Source organism: Pseudomonas sp. CCI4.2, from assembly GCF_034350045.1.
Taxonomy (GTDB): Bacteria; Pseudomonadota; Gammaproteobacteria; order Pseudomonadales; family Pseudomonadaceae; genus Aquipseudomonas.
This window is the reverse complement of the sequence record NZ_CP133781.1, coordinates 2,715,725-2,739,700: the sequence shown is the minus strand read 5'-3', so window position 1 is coordinate 2,739,700 and position 23,976 is coordinate 2,715,725. Positions and strand designations below refer to the sequence as shown.

The 23,976-nt window shown below is 58.0% G+C and carries 21 protein-coding genes and 3 pseudogenes; 8 read left to right on the top strand and 16 right to left on the bottom strand.

The annotated features are described in order from the left end of the window. Positions 1 to 199: 199 nt before the first annotated feature. From RHM65_RS12415 to RHM65_RS12370, 10 genes and pseudogenes are all read right to left on the bottom strand, one after another. Positions 200 to 1,468 (bottom strand): efflux RND transporter periplasmic adaptor subunit, encoded by a 1,269-nt coding sequence (locus RHM65_RS12415; RefSeq protein ID WP_322165688.1) that lies wholly within the window; start codon positions 1,466 to 1,468, stop codon positions 200 to 202. Continuing rightward, positions 1,461 to 3,017 (bottom strand): TolC family protein, encoded by a 1,557-nt coding sequence (locus tag RHM65_RS12410; RefSeq protein ID WP_322165689.1) that lies wholly within the window; start codon positions 3,015 to 3,017, stop codon positions 1,461 to 1,463. The genes RHM65_RS12415 and RHM65_RS12410 overlap by 8 nt, the downstream gene beginning before the upstream one ends. Before the next feature lie 10 nt (positions 3,018 to 3,027). Continuing rightward, positions 3,028 to 3,735 (bottom strand): hypothetical protein, encoded by a 708-nt coding sequence (locus tag RHM65_RS12405; protein WP_322165690.1) that lies wholly within the window; start codon positions 3,733 to 3,735, stop codon positions 3,028 to 3,030. 51 nt (positions 3,736 to 3,786) lie between these two features. Then, positions 3,787 to 4,995 carry an ABC transporter permease gene (locus tag RHM65_RS12400; RefSeq protein WP_322165691.1) on the bottom strand — a complete coding sequence of 403 codons (1,209 nt, stop codon included), beginning with the start codon at positions 4,993 to 4,995 and terminating at the stop codon, positions 3,787 to 3,789. Next, complete coding sequence (locus RHM65_RS12395; protein ID WP_322171073.1) at positions 4,982 to 5,701, bottom strand: ABC transporter ATP-binding protein; 720 nt, start codon at positions 5,699 to 5,701, stop codon at positions 4,982 to 4,984. The genes RHM65_RS12400 and RHM65_RS12395 overlap by 14 nt, the downstream gene beginning before the upstream one ends. A gap of 156 nt (positions 5,702 to 5,857) precedes the next feature. After that, positions 5,858 to 6,084, bottom strand: a pseudogene (locus RHM65_RS12390) (LuxR C-terminal-related transcriptional regulator); the annotation flags it as partial. Between the two features lie 500 nt (positions 6,085 to 6,584). Beyond that, entirely contained in the window at positions 6,585 to 7,055 is a 471-nt protein-coding gene (locus tag RHM65_RS12385) for a VOC family protein (RefSeq protein WP_322185212.1), read from the bottom strand. Between the two features lie 56 nt (positions 7,056 to 7,111). Next, the gene (locus RHM65_RS12380; RefSeq protein ID WP_322165694.1) at positions 7,112 to 7,471 is read right to left on the bottom strand and encodes a YciI family protein; all 360 of its coding nucleotides are present in this window, start codon (positions 7,469 to 7,471) and stop codon (positions 7,112 to 7,114) included. Between the two features lie 178 nt (positions 7,472 to 7,649). Beyond that, on the bottom strand, positions 7,650 to 8,903 hold the full coding sequence (locus tag RHM65_RS12375; RefSeq protein WP_322185210.1) for an RNA polymerase sigma factor: 1,254 nt from the start codon (positions 8,901 to 8,903) through the stop codon (positions 7,650 to 7,652). A 58-nt stretch (positions 8,904 to 8,961) separates the two neighbouring features. Next, positions 8,962 to 10,277: pseudogene (locus RHM65_RS12370) on the bottom strand (MFS transporter). Positions 10,278 to 10,474: 197 nt separating this feature from the next. On the opposite strand from RHM65_RS12370, the gene RHM65_RS12365 reads away from it, so the two are divergent. The 3 genes from RHM65_RS12365 to RHM65_RS25335 all read left to right on the top strand — a co-directional run bounded on the left by RHM65_RS12365 (position 10,475) and on the right by RHM65_RS25335 (position 14,060). Continuing rightward, entirely contained in the window at positions 10,475 to 11,689 is a 1,215-nt protein-coding gene (locus RHM65_RS12365) for a low temperature requirement protein A (RefSeq protein WP_322185208.1), read from the top strand. Positions 11,690 to 11,892: 203 nt separating this feature from the next. Next, positions 11,893 to 13,074 (top strand): hypothetical protein, encoded by a 1,182-nt coding sequence (locus RHM65_RS25340; protein ID WP_416195132.1) that lies wholly within the window; start codon positions 11,893 to 11,895, stop codon positions 13,072 to 13,074. Between the two features lie 5 nt (positions 13,075 to 13,079). Next, positions 13,080 to 14,060: a methyl-accepting chemotaxis protein gene (locus RHM65_RS25335; protein WP_416195131.1), complete on the top strand. Its 981-nt coding sequence runs from the start codon at positions 13,080 to 13,082 to the stop codon at positions 14,058 to 14,060. A gap of 65 nt (positions 14,061 to 14,125) precedes the next feature. Here the strand turns inward: RHM65_RS25335 and RHM65_RS12355 are convergent. Beyond that, positions 14,126 to 15,010: pseudogene (locus tag RHM65_RS12355) on the bottom strand (NAD(P)-dependent oxidoreductase); the annotation flags it as partial. A 134-nt stretch (positions 15,011 to 15,144) separates the two neighbouring features. On the opposite strand from RHM65_RS12355, the gene RHM65_RS12350 reads away from it, so the two are divergent. Further along, positions 15,145 to 15,780 (top strand): LysE family translocator, encoded by a 636-nt coding sequence (locus RHM65_RS12350; protein ID WP_322165699.1) that lies wholly within the window; start codon positions 15,145 to 15,147, stop codon positions 15,778 to 15,780. Positions 15,781 to 16,399: 619 nt separating this feature from the next. On the opposite strand, the gene RHM65_RS12345 is transcribed toward RHM65_RS12350, so the two are convergent. Next, positions 16,400 to 16,663 (bottom strand): hypothetical protein, encoded by a 264-nt coding sequence (locus tag RHM65_RS12345; protein WP_322185322.1) that lies wholly within the window; start codon positions 16,661 to 16,663, stop codon positions 16,400 to 16,402. 433 nt (positions 16,664 to 17,096) lie between these two features. Here RHM65_RS12345 and RHM65_RS12340 point away from each other — a divergent pair, with 433 nt between their 5' ends. Further along, complete coding sequence (locus RHM65_RS12340; protein WP_322185206.1) at positions 17,097 to 17,933, top strand: AraC family transcriptional regulator; 837 nt, start codon at positions 17,097 to 17,099, stop codon at positions 17,931 to 17,933. Positions 17,934 to 17,985: 52 nt separating this feature from the next. Continuing rightward, positions 17,986 to 18,603, top strand: a complete 618-nt coding sequence (locus RHM65_RS12335; protein ID WP_322185204.1) for a LysE family translocator — start codon at positions 17,986 to 17,988, stop codon at positions 18,601 to 18,603. A 10-nt stretch (positions 18,604 to 18,613) separates the two neighbouring features. Here RHM65_RS12335 and RHM65_RS12330 read toward each other — a convergent pair whose 3' ends face one another. Then, positions 18,614 to 19,438, bottom strand: a complete 825-nt coding sequence (locus tag RHM65_RS12330) for an SDR family oxidoreductase (RefSeq protein WP_322185202.1) — start codon at positions 19,436 to 19,438, stop codon at positions 18,614 to 18,616. A 124-nt stretch (positions 19,439 to 19,562) separates the two neighbouring features. On the opposite strand from RHM65_RS12330, the gene RHM65_RS12325 reads away from it, so the two are divergent. Then, entirely contained in the window at positions 19,563 to 20,510 is a 948-nt protein-coding gene (locus RHM65_RS12325; protein ID WP_322185200.1) for a GlxA family transcriptional regulator, read from the top strand. A 7-nt stretch (positions 20,511 to 20,517) separates the two neighbouring features. Here the strand turns inward: RHM65_RS12325 and RHM65_RS12320 are convergent, their stop codons facing one another. Then, a complete protein-coding gene (locus RHM65_RS12320; protein WP_322185198.1) occupies positions 20,518 to 21,693 on the bottom strand; it encodes a PAS domain-containing sensor histidine kinase in 1,176 nt (391 codons plus the stop codon). Next, positions 21,686 to 22,501 carry an alpha/beta hydrolase gene (locus RHM65_RS12315; RefSeq protein ID WP_322185196.1) on the bottom strand — a complete coding sequence of 272 codons (816 nt, stop codon included), beginning with the start codon at positions 22,499 to 22,501 and terminating at the stop codon, positions 21,686 to 21,688. The genes RHM65_RS12320 and RHM65_RS12315 overlap by 8 nt, the downstream gene beginning before the upstream one ends. A gap of 354 nt (positions 22,502 to 22,855) precedes the next feature. Here RHM65_RS12315 and RHM65_RS12310 point away from each other — a divergent pair, with 354 nt between their 5' ends. Beyond that, the gene (locus RHM65_RS12310; protein WP_416195130.1) at positions 22,856 to 23,506 is read left to right on the top strand and encodes a methyl-accepting chemotaxis protein; all 651 of its coding nucleotides are present in this window, start codon (positions 22,856 to 22,858) and stop codon (positions 23,504 to 23,506) included. Between the two features lie 19 nt (positions 23,507 to 23,525). Here the strand turns inward: RHM65_RS12310 and RHM65_RS12305 are convergent, their stop codons facing one another. Beyond that, positions 23,526 to 23,963: a nucleoside deaminase gene (locus RHM65_RS12305; protein ID WP_322165704.1), complete on the bottom strand. Its 438-nt coding sequence runs from the start codon at positions 23,961 to 23,963 to the stop codon at positions 23,526 to 23,528. Between the last annotated feature and the right edge of the window lie 13 nt (positions 23,964 to 23,976).

The following is a 23,976-nucleotide window of genomic DNA, read 5'->3' as shown; positions in this document are numbered from 1 at the left end:
GGCAGGCGCCATTGATTTGGTCACTGAGAACTCAGCAGCCACCCCCGCCACCGACACAAACAACAAAACTGCAGGCAATAGTTTCCTCATAGCGAATACTCACTTTTGAAATTATTTTTAGATTCAATATTCTATGATGCTATACACAACCGCTGTTGTTACCGTCCATTCCCACTATATCGTCCTCACTTTAATAAACTCAATAGTGACTATCCGTTCGGATAAAACCGGGGAATAATCCGAAGACTTCCACGCCGTCTGAAGTTGCCTTTCCGATAGAGACATCAACCCGCCGGGCTTGTTTGTCGGGGGTGCGTCGGTAGTTGACGAAGTGTTGGCCGTTGTCTTCACCGAGGGCGTCTGGCGGGACGACGATGGCAGCGGGGTTTTGGTAGGTGATGATCGACAATCGGGCACTCATGCCCAAGCGGATACGCTGTTGCTGGGGTGCGGTCAGGGTGGGCAAGGCGACGGCGAGTTCGTAGGAGGCGCCGCTGCCTTGCATCTCGGACTGCAACACTTGTGACCCGACCGACGTAATCGTGCCGTTGAGCAGGATGCCGCCGAAGCCGTCTCCGACGATGTCCACCGCAAGGCCTTCGCGCAGTTGATTGATGTCGCCCTCATCGACCTTGGCCACCACGTTCAACTGTTCCAGGTTGGCCAGTGCTAACAGCGGTTGGCCTGGACTTATGCGGGCGCCTTGTTGCACGGGGCGCGCGTTGGTTTCAGCGCCGCTGCCTGGCACGCGGACGATGATCCCGGCAAACGGGGCGCTGACATCCCGCAGGGCTTCCATCGCCAGCAATGCCTGGTATTTGGCCGTTGCATTGGCCAGTTGCATGTCGGCGATCTGTCGATTCTCACCCAGTGCTTTTGTGCTGACGCCCTTGAGTTCACCCTGTGCGGCTTGCAAGTCCAGGCGTTGCGTCTGCGCTTGCTGGTCCAGGGCGTCGACTTCCATGCGCGGCACTATTCCGCGATCCAGCAACACGTGGGTTTCTTTGAGTTTGCGTTCGGTGTCATTCAGGCTCAGTTGACTGGTACTCACCGCCCGTCGGGCTCGGGCCATGTCTTGACCGTGAGTCCACTCCTGCAAATCCTGTACGGCTCGCCGGGCTTTGAGCTGCTCTGACAGTGCGTCTCGCAATTGGATTTGCAACAGCGTGGTGTCGAGGCGCAGCAGCACCTGACCCCGCTCGACACGCTGCCCCTCGACGACATTTTTCTCTGCCACGGTGCCGTCGAACGGGGCGGTGAGTGTCACCAGCGATCCGGGTTCTATGCGCCCGACCACGCCAATTCTGTGCACCAAGGGCGCGTTTGCAACGGGCAGCCACTGCCCGGTGTTAGCCGTCGCGGGTTGCGCACTGATGTACACAAACAGGCCGACGGCACTGATGAGCACACTGCCGACCAGCCCTGCGATTTTCAGCGACCGATAGCGGTTAAGGGGTCGATCAATCATTGAGGGCTATCTCCCAGCTGTGCAACGTCATGCCCATACTCTCGTCGAGCTGGGTTTGGGCGTTGAGGTAAGCAATTTGCGCGTTAAGGGTGGCGTTCTCGGCGTGGCGCAAATCCTGCTCGAAACTGAGGACTTGAAAGTTGCTGGAGCGGCCGATTTTCAGTTTGTCGCGCTCGATGTCCAGCTTGCGTTGCGAGAGGTCTCGAACCCGCTGGGCAATTTCGTATTGCCGCCAGCGGGTGCTCATGTCGCGTAACCGATTGCTGACGTTCTGCTCCAGCGACAGCCGCGCCTCGGTCTGTTGGATAACGTGAACCTGGGCCGCGACTTGCGCACTGAGCGCGTTTTTTCGGGCACTCATGTCTCCGATTGGCACGCTCAATTGAATCCCGGCGTAGCTGTCCCACGCCCGGCCCGCGTGGTGTTGCTCAGCACCCGGGCGACTGTGCGACTGGCTCGCGCCAGCGACCAGCGAAACGTCCCAGAGCCGGGCGTTCTGGGCGACACGCAAGTGGATCTCGGCTTTCTCCCCCGCAATCAGCAGCTGCAAATACGCCGGTTGTTGGGCCAGTGCCACACGCAGCGCCTGCTGTCGGTCTATCTCCACAGCCTCGACCTTGAGCACTTCACTGGCGTTGAGCCGAGTGCCCGGGTCCAGTGCCAATAAGTGCAATAAGGCCACCCGGCTCTGATCCAGTTGATTCGCGGTTTCTTCGACACTCAACTCTTGGCTGGCCACGTCCGCCTCGGTTTGCACGCTTTCAAATTCGGCCATTTGCCCGGCCGCAATCAGCGCCATGTTCATGTCGAGTAATTGTCGAGAACGGGCCAAGGCGGTTTGGGCAATTCGCTGCTGTTCCTGCGCCTTGAGCAATTCACGATAAGCCGAGACGATCTCGGTGACGGTTTTCGATACCGTCGACCTAAGCGCTAGTTGATTCTGCCGCTCGCTCAAGCTCGCCAAGCGCGTAGGGGCGTTGACTATCTCGCGGCCCGCGCCTTTTAGCAGCGGTTGAACCACTTCAAAGTCCAGGCCGTTATTGCGTTTGCGGCCGCCTTGATCGGCCTGGTTAAGCTGCTGAACCCACGACAGAGTGAACCGCGTTCCCCACTCATTGAGCAGGGTCGCCTCGGGTTTCAGGCTGTGATCACGCTGGCGATCAGCATGGCCACGATTGCCTTGGTGCTTGCTGGTGATGATCACCTTTGGCGAAAAAACGTCTTGCGCCACCCGCAGCTCGAATTTTTGAACAATGCGCTGCAAGTAAGCACTGCGGATGCTGCGGTTATCGCGCAAGCCCAGATAAACCGCATCCGCCAGCGTCAGCTCCACCGTCGATGCCGATACGGATGCCGCGCTCACGAACGCTATGCTCGGCTGGGCAGGTCGCGCCTGCGTCGACCCGCCCACGCTGTCGACGCCCAGCAACGCCGCCAGCGGTACAGCATGCGCTAACGCAGCGGGAATCCACTGGCGTTTGCGCCGTGTAACGACGCAGGCCTTGAACGGCTCTCGCAGCGCAGCCCCATGGAACGTTACGCCAGTCATCTGCAGATTTTCATCCACGCGTTCCGAGGCTCGCCAACAGGCTTTCCGGCGTTTGCTCGGTAAAGATCACACTCAGCGGCTTGCTCAGTTTCAACGGACCGTAGAGCTTTTCCTCTCGGTCCAGATAGCCCTGTTGAACATCGCGGTAACCGTCCTGATAAATGCTCTGTTCTATGGGCATCAACGCGTCGAAGTGTTCGAGCAGGCCTCGAAACACCAACCGTCTTTCAACTGTGTGGTAGGTGGTGGCAATCAGCTTGATGAAATACAGACTGTCCAGCGACCGAAGCGCTTCATTGGCCGCGTAACGTTCTGCCAGGTTGGAGCGACCGGAGTCGTCATAGACCACGCAGCACAACGCCTGCCTCGACAAGCCCACGAAAGGGTTCTCAGCGAACGCCCGACGGTGGTGTCGGGCCAGCGCAAACTCAACCGCTTGTTCGGTCTGCGTCCGGGGCGTTGCGGGGTCCGTTTCGGGCAGACCCTGTAGGTAGGGGGCTTGCCGTCCTTGCTCGGCCACTTGGGTCGAGAACGCTGCAAACAACCCAGCAGGGCCGACCAGATAAGTGTTCAATTTGAGCCGTTCTTTTTTTGACAGCAGTGCTTGCTCTGCGGCCAATTGCGAATAGCTCAGCGCCTCCCCTACTTCGGTCGTGCAGGGATTAGCCTGCGGGTGAGCGGCAACGGATGCATCGGTAGCGAACATGGAAACAGTCACGTGATTTACTCCACTTTTTATTAACAAAGACGTCCTGGTCTTGTGTTTCGATTATTCATCCCGCAGCGCTACGACCGGCGACAACCGGGACGCTGAAATCGCCGGGTACAGACCAAAAAACAAACCAGTACAAAGAGAGCTGCCGATGCCAAGTGGCAACGACAACAGCGAAAGGCTGAATTGCCAGCCTGAAAACAGGGTAAAAACGTAGGCCGCCATCACGCCCAGCACAGCACCGAGCACTGCACCGACAACTGAAAGCGTGGTTGCTTCAAGCAGGAACAGCGTGCGGATATCCCGTGGTCGGGCCCCCAACGCCATGCGCACGCCGATCTCGCGCCGCCGCTCGGTAACGTTCATCAGCATCACATTCATGACCCCGACCCCGCCCACCAACAACGAGATACTCCCCAGCCCCGCCAGCAACCAGGCGAAAGTGTCGGCCTGGCGCCGAAGCCCTTCCAACAGTTGTTGCGCAACCTGCACGTCCACCTCACGGCCATCGAGCTGCGCGCTCAACAGGATTTTTAGCGACTGGGCCGTTGTGTCTAAATCGATGTCCGGCTTGATCTTGGCCGCGACGTTACCTATCTCGGCAGAGGGCCTGATGCGCGGCATGCCTTCGATGGGGATGAAAATCGATTCGTCGGGCATGACGGGCATCAGTGGATTGGCGGTTTGGCTGCGCGCAATGCCGATGACTTGATACAGGTAATGATCAATTTGCAGCGCGTCTCCGAGCTGTAAGGGTTTGCCATGGACACGCAAATCTTCGGCAATCCGAGCCCCCACCACGACAAACGTGCCGCGTTGATCGAAGGCTGAAATGAAACGCCCAACCTGCAACTCCAACCCCAGAATTTCAGCCAACCCAGCGCTGGTCCCGACCAGGCTCGCATCGGAATGCGCCCCGTCGCGCTTGATGCTCACCGAGTACTGGGTGATCGGTGCTACTTGGGAAATGCCGGCCAGCTCTCGACGAATCCGCTGGGTATCGAGGGTCAGCGGCAGTGGGGGCTTCTTTTGCGCAGAGAAAGGGAAGCTGACGACCAGCGTGTCGGTGCCCATGTCCTTGAAGGTGCGCAGGGCGTCTTCGGCGGCATTGCGGCCGATGTTAAGCAACGCGATAACCGAAGCGCTGCCCACAACAATCCCCAGCAAAGCTAACAACGACCGACGCCCGAGGGCGCGCAAACTGTCGATCGACTCGGCGAATGCCTGTAACCGGCAGGCCGAGGGCCGCGCTTCAAGGTTGACCATGGGCACCCTCCTCGTGCAGCTCGCCGTCGATCACTTGAATCCTTCGGTCGAACTGTTTGGCCAGCTCGACATCGTGGGTCACCATCACCAGCGTCACCCCGTGCTCGCGATTGAGCCCCAGCAGCAAGGCCATGATGTCTTTCGCGGTTTGGCTGTCCAGGTTGCCAGTGGGCTCATCGGCCAGCACCAACGCTGGACACCCCACCAACGCGCGGGCAATTGCAACTCGCTGACGCTGCCCCCCCGACAGGTCTGCGGGTTTGCAGTGCGCTCGATCAGCAAGACCGACCAAGGCCAATTGCTCCAGCGCCAATCGTCGGGCTTGACGACGTGACACACCGCGATAGCTCAACGGCAACGCGACGTTATCGACGACGCTGAGCCGGGGCAGCAAATTGAAAGACTGGAACACAAAGCCGATCTCGCGATTTCGCAGATGGGCCAATTGATCGGCATCGGCGTTCTGGACGCTGTGCCCTTTGAAGGTCAACACGCCGCCCGTTGGTTTTTCGAGCAGTCCCAGCATATTAAGCAGTGTACTTTTACCGGATCCAGACGCACCCACAAGGGCACACGTGTGCCCGCGCCTTATAACAAGATTCACGTCAATTAATATAGGAATAACGTTCTTCCCCCGCCGATAACAGTGACTTACGCCAAGTAGCGACAGTAACTCAGGCGCCTCTTTTCGAGCGAAATTCTGCATTGCCGCACCCTGCGAACTCATCAACACACGCCTGCCCGCTTGCTAAAAGTTAACGATAAACAACTGAACTTATAATCGAGGGACACCCATCAAAACCGAGCCTTTCAAGGCACTGGATAACATGACATATCGATAATATGACCAACGCGACTTCTGGCACAATCCTACAGATGTAGGGGGTATTAACCTCAACGCGATTTCTTTTTGAGCATGTGTTGCGCCATGAGTGCGGCGCGGGTTTTAACGCCATTCTTCTTTAGCAGCGACGACACATGGTCGCGGGCCGTATAGTCGCTGATACTGAGGGCTTCAGCGATCTGCTTGTTTGTTTTTCCGCACAACAAAAGTGCCAGAACATCGCGTTCTCTCCGTGTTACCCGCATAGATTTAACCTTATTATTATCGACGGCCTACTTCCGTGTAGGAATTTTCTTACATGCTGTCTATTCAGCGCTCAAACAGTAAGTCGGCAACCACCTCATTTTATTTAGGCGAATTTATTAAGAAAATATTCATGGGTCGTCAACGCGGTTGAATACGTGAGCGCACACCGCTGCGACAGGAGATTTATGTCAGACGAACACGCCTTTCGCTAAAGAAACTTCCTACAATGAAAACAGCTTAACTTTGTAGGCATTAGCGAAGAAGCCCACGGAACAACCCACCCTACCCCGTCTTTTATGGACAACCTATTGCACAACACAGGGAAACGGCCTTTCACCACTAGTTGTATAGACAGGCGGCACAATAACTTTGGCGAATGAGAATTACAATCATCCGTTACAAATAATACGACAATAAAAAACACGTATAGCGTCAGGAGCAGACCCGCAGGCTGTCGAGACTATTGGGTCGACAAACCTGCGAACTGCTTTGGGGTGTGTCAGGGCTGCGCTTGCTTGAAGGCGACTTCAGCGCGCTTGCCTATTTCTTCGGGCGTTAGATCTTCCTTGTGGGTCGCGATGAACCACAAATGCCCGAACGGATCTCTCAGGGTGCCGGAGCGGTCACCGTAGAATTGGTCCTGAACTTCCCTCGACACCTTTGCCCCCGCGTCGATGGCCCGTTTGAATTGCGCATCCACGTCCGTTACATATAAGTGCATGCCAAACGAAGTGACACCGTTCGGGTCGGCGCTGCTGAACCCGCCTTGGTCGCAGGGATCGCAGAGCATGAGTCTGGAGTCGCCAATCTGTAGTTCGGCGTGGCCCACCCTGCCGTCCGGGCCGCTGAGACGAAAACTCTCGACGGCGCCAAACGCTTCTTTGTAGAACTCGATGGCCTTGGCGGCGTCTTTAACGCCCATGTACACGGTCAGGCTATGAAAACCTTCCGGTATTGCCTTGACGCTCATAAGTATTCTCCTTGTGTGACGCTAATGACGGGCGACCCGCTGAACGCCTCGCCGTGCTAGCCCGCCTGTTGTTGCAGGTTCAGCGTGCGCACAGGCCTGACTTCAACGCTGCCGACCCTTGCAGCCGGGATATTCGCCGCGATCTGCAAGGCATCGTTCAAATCACGGGCCTCAACCAGGTAGAAACCCGCCAGTTGCTCTTTGGTCTCTGCGAACGGGCCGTCGGTGATTGACACCTTGCCGTTGCGCATCCGCACCGTGGTAGCGGTTTCCACCGACTCCAAAGGTTCAGCGGCCAACATCCGCCCGCTTTTTTCCACTGACTGCGCATACGCCAAGCACTCGTCGTCCCGAGGACTGTCCGGATGGGCGTGCAGGGTGTGTTCGGTGCCGTAGATCAAGCACAGGTACTTCATGACGACCTCCATCGAAGGTGTTCAATGTTTTGCCTACGGGAATAGTCGTTTCAAACTGCCAGAAATCGACTGCACTTGAGGCGGTATTTAAGATTCTGACCGGTGGTGAGCGTGTAAGAGCATCGCGGGCAAGCGCGCTCTTACAGAGGTTTTGATCGGCTTTTGGATGTCGTCTGTCTTACTCAGCATCCAATTCACGCAGGCAGCGTTCGAGGAATTGCCGGTCCACGCGCTGTTGCGACAGTTCGAGGGCTTTGAGGTAGGCCGCACGGGCTTCTTGGACGCGGCCCAGGCGTCGACATAAATCCGCCTTCGCCGACCACGCCAAGGGGTAATTCTGCAGATCTGCGGCGCCTAACAGCTCTTCGACCAGTTTCAACCCGACACCAGGCCCGTGAAGCATCGCCATTGCTACCGCTCGATTAAGCGCCACCACGGGAGAGCCTGCCAGACGAGCCAGCACGTCATAAAGGCCGACAATTTGTAGCCAATCCGTCTCGGCGGCGCTAACCGCTTGGGCATGGACGGCGGCAATGGCGGCTTGCACGCTGTAGGCGCCAAAGCGGCCCGAGCGCAGCGCATGTTCGACCAACGCTTCGCCTTCGCTGATCATCTGACGGTCCCACAGGCTGCGATCCTGTTGATCGAGCAACACCGGTTCACCGCTGCTGGATAAACGTGCCGGGCGCCGCGACTCGATCAACAACATTAACGCCAATAACCCCACGACTTCGGCTTCGGGTAGCAAATCGGCCAATAAACGCCCCAGACGCAGGGCTTCGCTGGACAAGTCACTGCGCGTTAATGCCTCTCCGGAGGTTGCGAAATAGCCTTCGTTGAACACCAGATACACCACGCGCAAGACCGTATCCAGGCGCTCAGGCAATTGGGCGAGAGACGGCACTTCGTAGGGAATATGGGCGTCGCGAATCTTGCCCTTGGCGCGCACGATGCGCTGCGCCACGGTGGACGGCGTGATCAAAAACGCCCGGGCAATGTCTTCCGTGGAGAGGCCGCAGACCTCGCGCAAAGTCAAGGCCACTTGGGCATCGGCGGTCAACGCCGGGTGACAACAGATGAAGATCAAACGCAGCCGGTCGTCGCTGATACTCTCCTGATCAGCCAGATCGTTCTGCATCCGGTCCTCCAGCAGAATGGCCAATTCTGTCAGCGAGGCATTGAAGCGCGCTCGACGTCGCAGGCTGTCGATGGCTTTGAAGCGCCCGACTGAAATCAACCAGGCCCGAGGGCGTTCAGGTATTCCGGCCTGCGGCCATTTTTCGACGGCGGCAATAAACGCGTCCTGCAACGCCTCTTCGGCCAGTTCGAAATCGCCCAACAAGCGGATCAGCGTAGCGAATACCCGGCGTGATTCCAGCCGATAAATCGTTTCGACTTCATGATGAACTGACAGGCCGTTTTTATTACTCATGCCGTCACCTCGTACCTTGTTCGAGCAACAAGCATAGCGCCGTAACCCAGCCCTTCGTTTAGCGAGCCGACCGGGCGACCACGCCATCAACCTCCATGGCGCGACGCAGGCCAAAAAAGCAGCGGTGGCTAAACCGACAGCGCCCATGACCGCGCAGTAGCCGACACACACCCAAGGGCTCCACGGCATCAGTGCAATCAACATCAACGGTGTGGTGCTGGCCCACAACGCATAGGCGATGTTGTAAGTGAATGAAATACCCGAGACCCGGATTTGCGCCGGGAACAGCCCGACCATCACGGAGGGCACTACGCCGACGATGCCGCAAGCCAAACCCGCGATGGCATAGGCCAGGCCTGGGGAAAGCCAGTCACCTATCAGGCTGGCATACAACACGCCAACGCCCAACGGCAGCAACAGGCTGTAGACGATAACGCCGCGCCAGGCGCCCAGCCGGTCCACCACCCAACCGGCCAGCACACAACCGATGTTGAGGAACACGATGCCCACGGCACTTAACGCAAAGGTGTGGCTGGCCGTCATGCCAAAACGTTGTTGCATCACAGTGGGAGTAATTACCACCAACACCACCACCGCCGAGGTGAGCACGCAGGTCAGCAAAACCGCCGGCAACAGCGCTTGTCGGTGGTCGCGCAGCACCGCGCGCAAGGGGAATTCTCCCAACGCTTCACGCTGGGCCTGCAACGCCATGAACACCGGGGTCTCGCTCAACCAACGGCGCAACCAGACGCCAACCACCCCAAATACGCCGCCCAACAAGAACGGAATCCGCCACGCAAAATCGAGGATGTCCGCCGGGCTGTAAACCCGCGCCAGCCAGGTCGCCACCAACGCGCCCAATAGGTACCCGAAGGTCAAGCCCGCTTGCAGCACCCCCAGCGCATACCCGCGATGGCCGGCCGGTGCGTGTTCAGCCACGAATACCCAGGCGCTCGGCACTTCGCCACCCACTGCAGCCCCTTGCAGGATGCGAAACGCCAGCAAAATCAGCGGCGCCCAGTAGCCGATTTGGGCGTAGGTCGGCATGAGCCCAATCAGCAGGCATGGCAACGCCATCAACAGAATGCTCAAGCTGAATACCCGCTTACGGCCCAACCGATCAGCGAAGTGCGCCATCAGGATGCCGCCCAATGGTCGCGCCAGATAACCGGTGACGAAGATTCCGAAACTTTGCAGCAGGCGCAGCCACTGTGGCATTTCTGGGGGAAAAAACAGCTGGCTCAGGGTGAGTGCGAAGAACACAAAAATGATGAAGTCATAGATTTCCAACGCGCCGCCCAGCGCCGCCAGGCCCAGGGTTTTGTAGTCAGCCCTGGACAGCGACTGGGTGCGAGGTTGCTGAATGGCAGTCATGAAAAATCCGAAACGAGGTGCTTGAACCTGTCACGGGGCAGTGATCGCCCGGACGCAGACGCCAAGCATAGCAAAGCGCACCCGGCGCCGAGCAAGCAACGGCTGAACCAACAGCTGCGCAGGCGAGTCTGCTGGTTACACCCTAAGCTGACTGCTTGAAGTTGCACATCAGCCCACCGACCTCCGAGCCGCCCTACATGAGTCCTTCATCTCTACTGCGTAGCCGTGGCAGTCACGACAGTGGCAAGGTCGGCATGATTGAATTGTTTTTCGATCTGGTATTTGTTTTTGCCGTCACCCAACTGTCCCACTCGCTGCTCGCCAACCTCACAGTGCAAGGCGCGCTGCAGGTGACGATGCTGCTTCTGGCGGTGTGGTGGGTGTGGATTTTTACCTCGTGGATCACCAACTGGCTCGACCCGGAACGCATCCCCGTGCGCCTGGCGCTGTTCGCCTTGATGTTGGCCGGGTTGCTGTTGTCGGTGTCGATACCCAATGCATTTACTGATCGCGGACCGATGTTTGCCTTCGCCTACGTCGCTATGCAGGTGGGGCGAACCTCCTTCGCGATCTGGGCAGTGCGTCATGAACCGCTGAACATGACCCGCAATTTTCAACGGATATTGGTGTGGCTGCTGTGCGCCGGGGTGTTCTGGATTGGCGGAGGCCTGCTCGACGATGGCCTGCGCATCGGACTCTGGGGGGTGGCGTTGGTGATCGAGCTGATTTCACCCTCGGTCTATTTCTGGGTGCCTGGGCTGGGGCGTTCGAGCCTGGATGACTGGAACATCGAAGGCAATCACATGGCCGAACGCTGCGCATTGTTCGTGATCATTGCGTTGGGTGAGTCGCTGCTGGTCACGGGTGCTACCTTTGGTCAACTGGAGCTGACACTGAGTACGGTGATCGCGTTTCTGGTCGCGGTGCTCGGCAGTGTCGCCATGTGGTGGGTGTATTTCGACAGCGGCGCTGAGCGCGCCCTCCATCGCATCGCTAACTCCGAGGACCCCGGCCGCGAAGCGCGTGTGGCGTACACCTACCTGCACGCGTTAATCATTGCCGGAATCATCGCCAGCGCGGTGGCCGATGAATTGGTGCTGATGCACACCGACCACGCCACCGGCCCCGGCATCAGCGCCATCCTTGCCGGGCCGGCGCTTTACCTGCTGGGTACGGCGCTGTTCAAGATGGTCACCGCCTCGCGAATCATCCTTCCGCTGTCGCATTTGATCGGCTTATTGCTGCTGGTAGTCCTTGCGCCGTTTGCATTCGCCCAGTGGTTATCAGCGCTGGCACTGGGCTCGCTGACCACCGGTATTTTGCTCATCGTGGCGACGTGGGAAAGCGTGGCATTGCGAAAAGTGGCGCAGGAAAACACCACCCATGCATTGGGTCAGGAACTCCCTAAATAATCCACAGCGCCCGATATCAGGTACGCGGATATCAGGAAGCGCGCGTTTACGGGGCATCAATGGCGACATCTATTTCCTCATATGCGACAGATTTATCACTTGTAAGCCATATCGCAGAAGCCTTCTGAGTATGAATGCCACAATCTGGCGCATTTCTTGCATAGGTGGGGAATCCCCAATGCCGCTGTTTTAAGGAGTACGGCATGACATTACGCAGTGAATCTATGCAGCTTTCTTCCACCGAAAAGCGATGGTTACCCTGGTTTGGTAACACCGGAAAACTGGCCATGCTTCGTTCGTGCCGCTTGAACAGAGCGCTCTATCCGGTGATAGAAAGCACGTTCGAGTCCATTGCTCAAACCCGGATGAAATTGCTCCAGCACTGGGCGCAGGAGTACTGGGACCACCTGGGTGAGTTGAGCAACAACATTGGGGGTGATCTGAGCCGAATAGACAGCGCGATGCTCAAGGAGAAGCTTAATCAGGCGTCTGACTTGTCCGAGCTGTTCGTCGTCGATATCCATGGCGAAGTCATTGCCTCGACGTACCCGGCGCACTGCAAAAGCAAAGATTTAAACGGACTCGCATTGGCTGAAGGGCTAAAAAAACCGTTCCTGCATGGCCCCTACATCGATCCGCTGACGTTGAAAATCGGTGCCTCGTCGTCGCGGTTCCATGACGAAGTCACCTTGATGTTCTATCAACCGCTGCTGCTCAACGGCAAGGCCGTAGGCTGTTTGTGCGCACGCGTGCCGAACGATGTATTGGGGGATTTGATCCAGCGCGAAGCAGGGCATATTTACCCGGAGTCAGGCGACAATTACCTGTTTATGGTCAAAGCCACCTTTGATCGCAGTGTGCAACCGGGTATCGCGCTGTCCCGCTCGCGCTTCGAGGACAACGCCTTCACCCACGGCGAAAACCTCAAGTCCGGCGTGAACACCGCCTGGGGGTCGGTGAAGATCCAGCGTCATACTGAACTTGAACTGCGTTTCATCGATCCGGCAACTCAACAACTGCACCCTGGGGTGCGTGAGACGATTCGCGCCGGTTCCAACCTGTTTGTCACCTATCCCGGATATGCCGATTACCGGCACATTCCAGTGATTGGCAAAGGCGTGACCTTTCAGATGCCCGGCTCACTGGACCAGTGGGGCATGATGTGTGAGGCCGACCTGGAGGAAGTCTACCGGCGCCGGTCATTGAGCTACGGCTTGATGAAGCCTTATCTGGCAACCATGGGCGGTTTGTTCGCCTGTAATTACCTGGTCCAGCATTACAGCGGCCTGAACCAATTACCGATCGATATTATTCAAGTCCTGAGCATGGCGCTGACGGCCTGCTGTTCTCATCGCTTGGGCCTAAACGGCTGGCGGTCCGGTTGAGCGAAATGACCGACGTGATTCGGACCATTGCCGAAGGCGAAGGCAACCTGCGCCAGCGGTTGGATACGGGCAAAATGGCCAATGACGAAACCGGTGACATGGGCCGTTGGATCAACAGTTTTATTGATCACTTGGACGCGGTAGTGGGCCAAGTGATCCACGCCTCTCAGAGCATGGGTAAAACCAACGAACTGATGCTCGGCAGCAGCCAGGAGGCCGGTTTCACCTCCAGCGAAGTGGCCGATGCAGTGAACCGCATGATGCTGATCGTTGAGGGTCAGCTGGGCGAAATCAACCAAGCGTCGTTGACCGCCGAGCAAATGAAAAGGGCCATGGACGAGGTTGTTCGACACGCCCGCGAGCAGTTCGAGGCAGTCCGTGTCGGCACCCAATCGATCCGCGACGTGGTGGAGCGCTCAGCGTCCAGCGTGCAGTCGCTTGACAATCGGATGGCGCAAATCGGCAACATCATCGGGTTGATCACCAACATCACCAATCAAACCAACTTGCTGGCGCTCAACGCCGCCATTGAAGCCGCACGAGCCGGTGAGCATGGCCGTGGTTTTGCGGTGGTGGCCGACGAAGTGCGCAGCTTGGCAATCCGTACCGCCAGCGCTGCCGACGACATCAAACACATGGTCGAGGGCCTGCAAAGCGAAACCCAGCAAGCGGTAGCGTTTATGGAAAGCGGCGTACAGGACGTCGACAACCACTTACGCGCCACCCAGGAAGCCTCTTCGCAAGATGCTCAATTGCATCAAGAAGTAGAGAGCATGATTAATATCATCCAGCAGCTCAGCGACCGCAGCCTGGATTATGGCAAGACGATAAAACGGGTCGACTTGGCCTCGGGGGAAATGCGCGAAACCGTCGTGGTACTACAGAACAGCGCGGAAATCGTGCGCCTCAACGCAAACAAACTGCAAAAACTGGTGGGACAGTTCGAGGTCAGCAATGGCCGAGGAAAGTCTGCGGCCTCGTTGTAGTTCGTGGTTAATCGTTAGTGGTTTGCAAGGCGCGCCTAAAAGCCGGCGCGCCTTTGGACACCTGATCAATTGCGTTTAGCACGACGCTCGGCAACCTGCCCCAACACGGCAAGGTCCATGTGGCCTTCGTCGTGCGCCTGGGCATCCAGCAGGCTTTCGTGGACCAACTCGGCCATGGGCAGTGCAACCGAAACCCGCTCTGCCGCCGCCAACGCCAGACCGACATCTTTAAGGCCCAACGACGCTTTGAACGCAGCAGGTTCGTAACGACGTTCAGCGATCAATGCGCCGTAGCCCTGATAGACCGGGCCGGGAAAAATGCTGCTGGAGATCAGCTCGATCATTTTTGCCGACTCGATGCCGTACGCCCCCACCAACACCGCCGCTTCCCCCATGGACTCGATGGCCGAGGCCAGCATGAAATTGACCGCGAGTTTCATCACGTTGGCGCTGGCGGCTTTTTCACCGAGGGGCCAGGTTTTGCGCCCGATAAGATCGAACAGCGGTTGGACCTGCTCGATGGCCGACGCGGGACCCGCCGCCAGAATATTCAGGTTGGCGCTGGCGGCCACATCGGGACGACCCATCACCGGCGCGGCGATGTAGGCCACGCCTTGGGCCTGGTGCAAAGTGGCCAGCTCTTCGGCAAACGCCACGGCGATGGTGGCCATGTTGACGTGAATCAACGGCGCCTTGAGGTTTTTCAGCAGGCCTGAATCCAGCAGCACCGCGCGCAAGGCTTGGTCGTCTGCGAGCATGCTGAACACGATGTCCGCCTCAAACGCCTTTTGCGCGTCGGCTGCCGCATGGGCGCCTAGCTCAACCAGCTTTTGTACCGGTGCGGGCGAACGGTTCCACACCCACAATTCGTGACCGCCTTTCAACAGGTTGCTGGCCATGGCCTGGCCCATGTTGCCGAGTCCGACAAATCCGATTTTCATGCGTCTGCTCTCCGGTTGAAAAAATGATGGTTCTAGAAGGGTGTATCCACTGCATCCGGTAAATCGCGATTAATCCGCGACTACAGGGGTATGACCGTGCCGTGTGGATTAGACTCCCCGGCGACCTTTCAAGGAATATCGGCATGACCCCTTCCCTGCTGTTAGCGGTACTGGCCTCCGGCTTTATTTATGGCATCACCCCAGGTCCCGGCGTATTAGCGGTGTTCGGTATTGGCGCCGCGCAAGGACGACGCGCCGGGGCGGCCTTTCTTAGCGGGCACTTGCTGGGCGACGTGGTCTGGTGCAGCACCGCTCTGGTCGCAATTGTCGGTGCCAGGGTCATCGGCAGTACCGCGTTCGATGTACTTGGGGTGCTCAGTGGACTTTACCTGTTCTGGCTAGGCCTGCGCGCCTTGAGTGCCAAACGCAGTCATAACGATCAACCCCAGAGCGTTGCGCGTCAGCCCTTTTGGCATGGCGTGACATTTGGCCTAACCAACCCAAAGGCCTATCCAGTTGCAGTGGCAACTTTTACCGCGTTGATTTCCAGCCGCGCCGAGCTGCTGAATTGGTCAATGCTGCCGGCGATGATTCTGCTCAGTTTCATCGGCGGCATTGCAGCGTACGCCATCGTCGTCGCCATCGTCGGTGCCCGGCATGTGCGAGCGGTGTACGTACGTCATGAAGTAGCCATTACTCGTGTCTGCGGGATAATGTTCATCGGCTTCGCGATTAACGCGCTGGTGCATTCAGTGCCCGGTTTACTGAAAAAACTGTAGGAGCGGGCTCGCGATCGGCTGCGCAGCAGTCGTAAATCAGCGACTCCGGGACCGCTTCGCGATCCATCGCGGGCAAGCGCGCTCCTACCGTTTAAATATCTATATTTCAATGGGTTATGGTTTTCTCGATAAGAGATTTTGAGATTGCAGCGTGTCAGGACCGAAGCCTTCCCGAATGAATTCGGTCCCACGGATTTTGGCGCTGCCGAAAGCTACGATCAGATTTCAGTGCCTACTATTCTGTGTCTGCCAAAAGTCTCTGTGGGAGGCTTGCCAACGAAAGCGTCAGTGCAAGCGCCCCAGGTTTCAGGTCGACATCAGCGGCGCGATCATGGGCGTCTTCGCAGGCAAGCCTACTCCCACAGTGTCTGCGGCTGCTGGCTATCAACCGTGCTAATGAAACCCCAGAGCCGTATAGGGCAAGGCACAGATTTCAGATTTCTGTGGGAGTTGGCTTGCCAACGAAAGCGTCAGTGCAAGCGCCCCCCAGGTTTCAGGTCGACATCAGCGGCGCTGATCATCGGCGTCTTCGCAGGCAAGCCTACTCCCACAGTGTCTGCGGCTGCTGGCTATCAACCGTGTTAATGAAACCCCAGAGCTGTCCCGGCTTCGCAGCCGTCTATCTATTCAGGGCTCTGCTTGGGGGGCTCGAAGGCGCCTCGGAAGGTGGCTGACGCGGTTGAGCGCCGTTGCCGATGCCTCCATTTTCAAGAGTCGGCGGTCGAGGATTGGTCTGCGGACTGACACGGCTCGACGGAATACTCGACTCGGTGCCCTGTCGGCTATTAGGGTTGGCGCGGCGAATCGGGCTGTTATACGGATTGTTGTTGCGGTTGTCCGTGACGGTCGGGGCATTGGCACCGGCATGAGCCAAAGCCACCATGCCGATTCCTAATAGCGCGCTCAGCATCAACTTTGCGGTACATCGCTTAATCTTCATCACCTACCTGCTGTTCGAAAGCGTAACGACAGGGGTTTGATAACAATTGCCGCGCGAAGTTGCGGCACCCACACCATCAACGTCGAGAATGACCGATTCCATGAGTGATCAAACCGAGCAGGCAGCGCCGGCGCTGAAAGAGATTTTCAATGCGGCGCGCCCCCTGCTCAAGTGGTGCGCCACCCGTGATGAATTCTAGCCGCGACTTTTATTTATTTGAAACACCTGCGTCGTTGTTGAGGCACTCTTTGTCGGTAAGTGCACAAATGTTCCAGACACGCTATCCGGCTACGCGCTACGGTGGTGCAGGCACCCCCAAACGAGTAGACCGTTGGCTCCTACAAGAACGGGGCATTTCGAAGAAGGAGTTAGCGCCATGACGCCGCGTAACTGGATCGATTTGAAGCAGGACGCAGAGTCAGGGATCGAGACTATTCGCGCTCATTTTGAGGGGCATGCCTACGATCCTCATTGGCATGACAGTTATCTGGTAGGCGTCACAGAACAAGGCGTTCAGCAATTCAACTGCCGACGGCAGCGGCATTTGAGTACGCCGGGCCGGGTGTTTTTGCTGGAGCCTGGGGAAGTACACGACGGCGATGCCCCCGCACCGGAAGGTTTCACCTACCGAACCTTGTACCTGGACCCACAATGGCTGGACCGCGAGTTGCGCTCGCTGTTCGAAGACACGCCTGAACACAGCCAAGTGAGCTTTGCCGCCACGTTGGCGGACGATCCGCGCCTGGCCATCGCCACCGCCAATGCGTTCCAAAGCCTGCACAGCCATGAAATGCGCATCGTGCGCCAGACCGCACTCGATACCTTGATCGCCAGCCTGACCAGCCATTTGCGCTGGCGCTCGCAACTGTCCCCCGACCCGCGTATGCCGCTGGTCGCCCACAAAACGCGGGAATACCTGCACAGCCACATGGATCAAGACATCGGTCTGGACGACTTGGCTCGGGTGTCCGGCGTAGACCGCTTTCGCCTGACCCGAGCGTTTAAAGCGGCGTTCGGATTGGCGCCTCACGCGTACCTGGTCCAGCTACGTCTAGCCAAGGCTCGGCGGTTGCTGGCAGCCGGTCAATCACCGGTGGAGGTCGCCGCCGCCCTCGGGTTTGCGGATCAAAGCCACCTTGGCCGCTGGTTTCAGCGGGCCTACCGCATGACCCCGGCCGACTACCGAAAACGCTGCTCAAATCTTCCAGACTGAGGCGTCAAGGACGGTAATGATCGCACCACGATCAATCATTACCGAGCGCCCCATGAACCCCTTTTTGCCTTTTATGCTGTTTGCCTTCGTCGCGTCCATCACCCCCGGCCCTACCAACATTCTGGTACTGACCACCAGCTCGCGATACGGCATGCTCGCCGTTTTGCCCATTGTGTTTGGCGCTTGCGCCGGCGCGGCCATGATCGTGCTGCTCGTGGGCATGGGACTGGGTGACGTGTTGGGACGCTATCATGGCGTGCAAACCGCTCTGTCCTGGACAGGTATCGGGTGGTTGACGTACCTGGCATGGCAGATTTTCAGCAGCCCGGCAGCCGCCGTTGAATCTCAAGGCGCGGCCCACTCCAGCCAGCCAAAAGGCCCGAGCTTGGGCATGTTCGGCGGCGCCAGCTTACAGTTGATCAACCCCAAAACCTGGATGATGGCGCTGGCGGTGGTCAGCGTATTCGCCAGCACCGACGCGGATCGAACGACACGAGTGATCGACCTGTCGCTGGCGTTTTTCCTGATTTCCATGCCCTGCATGAGCGCGTGGGCCTATCTAGGCGCCAGCGCCGCGAAACTCTGCACATCCGCCCGCAGCATGCAGCGTTTCAACCAGGCCATGGCCCTGCTGTTGCTGGCCTCGACCTGGTTGACGCTGTGGGTGTGAAGGGTCGGAATCAGTTGCGGCCAGCACGGTCCACATTGAAGCGTGGCGCGGGTTCGCTCAGTGACAGGTTTGGCACCAAGTGTTGGCGGGCTTCCTCGTAAGCCTGCCAATCAGCGGCATTCGGCAGCGAAGGAATCGTCACCAGTTCACCTTGATCAAACCCGGCCAGAGCAGCATCGACCATGTCTTGGGCGTCCATGACGATGTTCTGCGGCAGATGCTCGGCCGGCAAACCGGCAACGTCCCAGAATTCGGTACGCGTCGCGCCAGGCAACACCACTTGAACCTGAACGCCCTTGTCTTTGAGTTCGTGGTGCAGCGATTGGCTGAAGGCCAACACGAACGCTTTGGAGCCGCCGTACACGCCGTTCAGAATTTCGGGAGCGACCGCTACGATTGAGGCAATGTTGATCAACGCTCCCGTGCCACGCGCCGCAAACCCACGGGCCGCAGCACCGGCAAGACGCGCGAGGCTGGTAATGTTTAGGCCGATCATCGCATCCATCTTGTCGGCGTCTGACTCCAGCACGCTGGACGTTGCGCCAACCCCGGCGTTGTTTACCAGCAGCGTGATGCTCGCGTCGCTGCTCAAAATCGCTTCAACCCGACGCACGTCAGCGGCCACGTTCAAATCCGCGACGACCACCGCCACTTCACGCCCGCTTTCACTGCGAATACCGGTGGCGACGGCGTCCAGACGCGCTTGTTGGCGAGCAACCAAAATCAGGTCGTAGCCGCGTTTCGCCAAGCGATCAGCGTAAATCGCCCCAATCCCGGTGGATGCGCCGGTAATCAGAGCGGTGCCTTTTTTCGAATGATTCGGTTGAGTCGTCATGCCTGTTCCTTTTTTGCCACCCGCTGGTTGCCGGCGCTATGGGGCAGAGAATAGGCGTGTAACATAGCGGCCTCAATGTCGTATAACCCTCTAATTAGGCCATAGCGCTACGCGAGGAACACCCATGGAAACGTCACACGGCCAACGCATCGGCATCATTCTTTATCCCGGCTTTCAGGCGCTGGGATTATCGGTCGCCACTGTGTTCGAGTTCGCCAACATCGCGACGGGCGAGCCGACCTACGAGGTCACGCTGCTGTCGGAAAACGGCGGCCCCGTGCCCACGTCGTCCGGGTATGGCGTGGATTCCCAAGCCTTCGACGAAAAGCGCTTCGACACGCTGATCGTACTGGGCGACAACGTTGCCGCACCGGTTTCAGCACGGGTGATCGACTACCTGCGCGAGGCGGGCCCGCACACCCGCCGCATGAGCGCGGTGTGTACCGGGGCATTCGTTTTAGCCGAAGCCGGTTTGCTCGACGGACGCCGCGCCACCACGCATTGGTTTCATGCGCGGGCGCTGCAACAGGCCTACCCGAACGTAAAAATGGAAGAGGACCGTATTTTCATCGTTGACGGTCCGATCTGGACCTCGGCGGGCGCGAGCGCCGGGGTTGATCTGGCCTTGGCCATGGTGGAGAGCGATTTGGGTGCCCAGACGGCCCGCGCCATCGCGAGAAACCTGGTGGTTTACCATCGCCGGGCGGGCGGGCAATCACAGTTCTCGGTCATGCTCGATCTGGAACCCAAGTCCGATCGCATTCAGACGGCATTGGTTTATGCCAAGCAGAACTTGAAATCAGAATTATCGGTGGAGGAATTGGCCGGCGCCGCGCACCTGAGTCCGCGGCATTTCAGCCGGGTGTTTCAAGCCGAGACTGGGCAATCGCCGGCCAAGGCCATTGAGCGCCTGCGGGTTGAGTCGGCGCGACTGATGATCGAAGGCGGTCGGCATGCCATTGATGTGGTCGCTCAAGACAGCGGATTCGGCGACCCGGAACGCATGCGCCGGGCCTTCATTCGTGCATTCGGCCATCCACCCAGAACAGTCCAGCGTATTCAGGGTCTGTAACACCCACTCAAGCGGGCGCTTGCGGGAGGTTGATCGTAAAGGTCGTGCCCGCTTCCAGGGTTGAGACCACGCGGACATCGCCCTGGTGGGCACGGGCAATCTCACGAACGATGAACAATCCGAGACCCACGCTGCGCACGTCGTCGCCGCCATTAGTGCCGCGAATCATCGGTTCAAACAAATTGCCGAGCAGGCGCGGCGGGATCGGCGCCCCCCGGTTATGCACGGTAATAAGCAATCGATCGGTTTCTACGGTAGAGGTAATCGCAACAATCCCATCAGCGTCGCCATAGGTCATGGCATTGGCCACCAGATTGCCAATGGCTTGATACAAGCGATCACCGTCAGCGACACAGGGCCCTTGGCCGTCGTGCTGATGGCTCAACACGCGCTGAGGAAAGGCGATCGCTAGTTCCTCTACGCAACTGGCAACCACGGCGTGCAGGTCGATCACCTGCGGTTTGACCACAATCCCGCGCCCAACCCGTGCTTGGGTGAAGTCCAACAGGTCAGCAATCAAGCGTTGTGCACGGTCGGCAGATTGGTTGATATGGCCGAGAAGGCGTATGCGTTTTTCGTCGCCTTCATTGCACTCCAGTAAGCCGGCGGCCATTTTTATCGCGGTCAGCGGATTGCGCAGGTCGTGACTGACAATCCCCACCATCTGCTCGGCAAAGGTCGCGCGAATCTCCGCGTCGGCATGCGCCAGCCGCAGGCGTTTTTGCGCCACCGAAAGCGCCTGCTGCGCCTCAAGCTGTTGCAGCAAGCGCTCTTCGGCCAGCTTGCGCGCAGCGAGCAATTCGCGCTCGTACCGGTTGCGGTCTTCTGCCACAAATATCGCCAGCTCGTGAAAGATCCCTTCGAGATGTTGCCGGCGCAGCGCATTGAGCATCATGGGAATCGAGTGGCCGCTTTTATGAACCAGGTCCAGTTTGACCTCGGCCACCGAGCCCTGCATTTGCAACAGCGGCGCCCAATGGGTTTGGTGAAAAATCCGCCCGCCCATGCTCAACAGCTCTTGAAACCGTCGCCCGAGCAATTCGTCCTGGCTAAAACCTACCCAGCCGCAAAACGTCGTATTCACTCGGACGATCGAACCCGCCGTCGTCGTCAGCAGCAACCCGCAGGCCGCTGTATCCCACAACGAATCGCTGTCAGGCAGCGGCCCGAACTTGTCAGACATGGCCACGAGCTTCGAAAGGCAACAGGAATTCGTTCATCGCATCAATGCACGCGCTGGGCGCACTCAAATGGGGGCAATGGCCGACGTTCTCAATCAGTCGCAACGTGCTATTGGGCAGAGTGTGTTGCAGGTACTCACCGACCAGTAGCGGCGCAATAAAATCATCGCTGCACTGAAGAATCAGCGTTGAGGTGGTCAATTGAGCAACCTCTTTACGGTTGTCGGTGGTGAAGGTGACGCGGGCGAATTGTTTGGCGATGTCCGGGTCGGTGCGGCAAAAGCTGTTAGCCAGTTCCACACCCAGTTCAGGTTGCTCGGGCGCGCCCATGATGGCCGGGGCCATGGTGCTGGACCAGCCGAGGTAATTGCTTTCCAGAGTGTCGAGCAGGGAGTCGATGTCAGCGCGAGTAAAACCGCCGTTGTAATCGCCATCATTGATGTAGCACGGCGACGGGCCGATCATCACGTGTCCGATGAAGCGTCCCGGCGACCGCAGGTCGGCCAAAACGCCAATCATCGCGCTGACCGAATGCCCGACATAAATAACCGGGCCGACGCTCACTTCATCAATGATTTCCAGCAGGTCACTCGCGTAACCCTCCAACGAGTTGTATTTGTCATGGGAATACGCCGCTATCTCTGACGAGCCGCTGCCCACCAGATCGAACAGCACGACCTTGAACCGGGCCGCAAAAATCGGTGCCATAAAACGCCACATATGCTGGTCACAGCCAAAACCATGGGCAAAAACCAGGGTCATAGAGCCTTCCCCGATGACCTGCACATTATTGCGTTGCAGTACGGACATGCTCGCCTCCAAAAAATCGTCCTGCACTTGACTCCTCTGTACTGGGGAAGTGCCATTTAGCGAGCGAGGTTAGCATTGTTTTTGGGCCCTTTGGCGGGTGATAAGCGCCTTTGATCGTGCAATCCAACGCTGCACCAAACCGACAGAATGAGCCCGGCGATGGCGGACATGAATGACGCTTTTATAGAAGCGCGCGATTGGTCCGAAGCACCGAAAAGTGATGCTATTGCGGCCGCGCAACAGACGTTTTACAGCCTTTGGCCGACAGCATTCAAATGACATCTTAGATTGTTTTTAACTATTCGTACGAGTGGTCATGCAAGCCCTTGCATCCGGGTTTTGTTTGTCTGTGATGTGATCCACCTGCGCCGGACGGTATTTCTGGAAGCTTCATATAACCCGTTGTTCGGTGCCAAGGGTCGGCTATATAAAGTCATCAAGTTTGCCAGTGATATTACCCAGCAAGTCACCGTGCAACAGTCTGCCGCAAAAACTGCTCACGACACCTCGGTGCAAACTGATGCCAGCGCACAGAAAGGCTCGGCGGTGGTGCAGCAGACGGTGCAGGTCATTGAGGAAATATCAAACGATCTTAATGAAGCCGCGCGCAGCCTGGACGCGGTGAACAAGCAATCTGAGATCATCGGCAGCATCGTGCAAACCATTCGTGGAATCGCCGATCAGACCAACTTGCTGGCGCTGAATGCGGCCATCGAGGCGGCCTGCGCCGGGGAACATGGCCGAGGCTTCGCCGTGGTGGCCGACGAAGTTCGCAGCCTCGCCGCACGGACCAGTAAGGCCACACTGGAGATTGTCGACGTCGTGCGACAGAACAATGAGCTGGCCCGCAGCGCTGTAGCCAGCATGCAATCCAGCCTGAGCAGAACCGAGGTAGGCGTTGGGCTGGCCAACGAGGCTGGCCAGGTGATTCTGGAGATTCAACAAGGCTCGCGCCACGTCGTGGACGCCATCAGCCAGTTCAACTCAACCTTGCAGCTGAACTGACGAACAAGAAGACAGTGGCCTATTCGCCGATGTCTTCGTTCCATAGCTGCGGTTTGTTGGCGATAAACTCGCGCATCAGCTCGACGCAGGTGTGATTCTGCACCACGTCGACGTGCACCCCCCTTGAGCGCAGCAGTTCCTCTTCGCCCATGAACGTTTGATTTTCACCCACCACGATCTTCGGAATCCCGTACAGAAGGATGGCACCGCTGCACATCGCACAAGGCGACAGCGTGGTGTACAGCACCGACTCTTTGTAGGTTTGCGCCGACTGACGACCCGCGTTTTCCAACGCATCCATTTCGCCGTGTTTGATCGCGCTGCCCTCTTGCACCCGCCGGTTATGCCCCCGGCCAATAATCTGGCCGTTGTGCACAATGACCGAACCAATGGGAATACCGCCTTCGGCCAGCCCTAATTGAGCCTCCTCGAGGGCCGCCTGCATGAATGGGTCCATAGAAATCTCCTGA

Excerpts from the sequence above, each read along its gene's own strand:
- RHM65_RS12415 (WP_322165688.1), bottom strand. The coding sequence starts at position 1,468 with ATGATTGATCGACCCCTTAACCGCTATCGGTCGCTGAAAATCGCAGGG.
- RHM65_RS12410 (WP_322165689.1), bottom strand. The coding sequence starts at position 3,017 with ATGACTGGCGTAACGTTCCATGGGGCTGCGCTGCGAGAGCCGTTCAAG.
- RHM65_RS12400 (WP_322165691.1), bottom strand. The coding sequence starts at position 4,995 with ATGGTCAACCTTGAAGCGCGGCCCTCGGCCTGCCGGTTACAGGCATTC.
- RHM65_RS12395 (WP_322171073.1), bottom strand. The coding sequence starts at position 5,701 with ATGCAGAATTTCGCTCGAAAAGAGGCGCCTGAGTTACTGTCGCTACTT.
- RHM65_RS12385 (WP_322185212.1), bottom strand. The coding sequence starts at position 7,055 with ATGAGCGTCAAGGCAATACCGGAAGGTTTTCATAGCCTGACCGTGTAC.
- RHM65_RS12380 (WP_322165694.1), bottom strand. The coding sequence starts at position 7,471 with ATGAAGTACCTGTGCTTGATCTACGGCACCGAACACACCCTGCACGCC.
- RHM65_RS12375 (WP_322185210.1), bottom strand. The coding sequence starts at position 8,903 with ATGAGTAATAAAAACGGCCTGTCAGTTCATCATGAAGTCGAAACGATT.
- RHM65_RS12365 (WP_322185208.1), top strand. The coding sequence starts at position 10,475 with ATGAGTCCTTCATCTCTACTGCGTAGCCGTGGCAGTCACGACAGTGGC.
- RHM65_RS25340 (WP_416195132.1), top strand. The coding sequence starts at position 11,893 with ATGACATTACGCAGTGAATCTATGCAGCTTTCTTCCACCGAAAAGCGA.
- RHM65_RS25335 (WP_416195131.1), top strand. The coding sequence starts at position 13,080 with ATGACCGACGTGATTCGGACCATTGCCGAAGGCGAAGGCAACCTGCGC.
- RHM65_RS12350 (WP_322165699.1), top strand. The coding sequence starts at position 15,145 with ATGACCCCTTCCCTGCTGTTAGCGGTACTGGCCTCCGGCTTTATTTAT.
- RHM65_RS12345 (WP_322185322.1), bottom strand. The coding sequence starts at position 16,663 with ATGGTGGCTTTGGCTCATGCCGGTGCCAATGCCCCGACCGTCACGGAC.
- RHM65_RS12340 (WP_322185206.1), top strand. The coding sequence starts at position 17,097 with ATGACGCCGCGTAACTGGATCGATTTGAAGCAGGACGCAGAGTCAGGG.
- RHM65_RS12335 (WP_322185204.1), top strand. The coding sequence starts at position 17,986 with ATGAACCCCTTTTTGCCTTTTATGCTGTTTGCCTTCGTCGCGTCCATC.
- RHM65_RS12330 (WP_322185202.1), bottom strand. The coding sequence starts at position 19,438 with ATGACGACTCAACCGAATCATTCGAAAAAAGGCACCGCTCTGATTACC.
- RHM65_RS12325 (WP_322185200.1), top strand. The coding sequence starts at position 19,563 with ATGGAAACGTCACACGGCCAACGCATCGGCATCATTCTTTATCCCGGC.
- RHM65_RS12320 (WP_322185198.1), bottom strand. The coding sequence starts at position 21,693 with ATGTCTGACAAGTTCGGGCCGCTGCCTGACAGCGATTCGTTGTGGGAT.
- RHM65_RS12315 (WP_322185196.1), bottom strand. The coding sequence starts at position 22,501 with ATGTCCGTACTGCAACGCAATAATGTGCAGGTCATCGGGGAAGGCTCT.
- RHM65_RS12305 (WP_322165704.1), bottom strand. The coding sequence starts at position 23,963 with ATGGACCCATTCATGCAGGCGGCCCTCGAGGAGGCTCAATTAGGGCTG.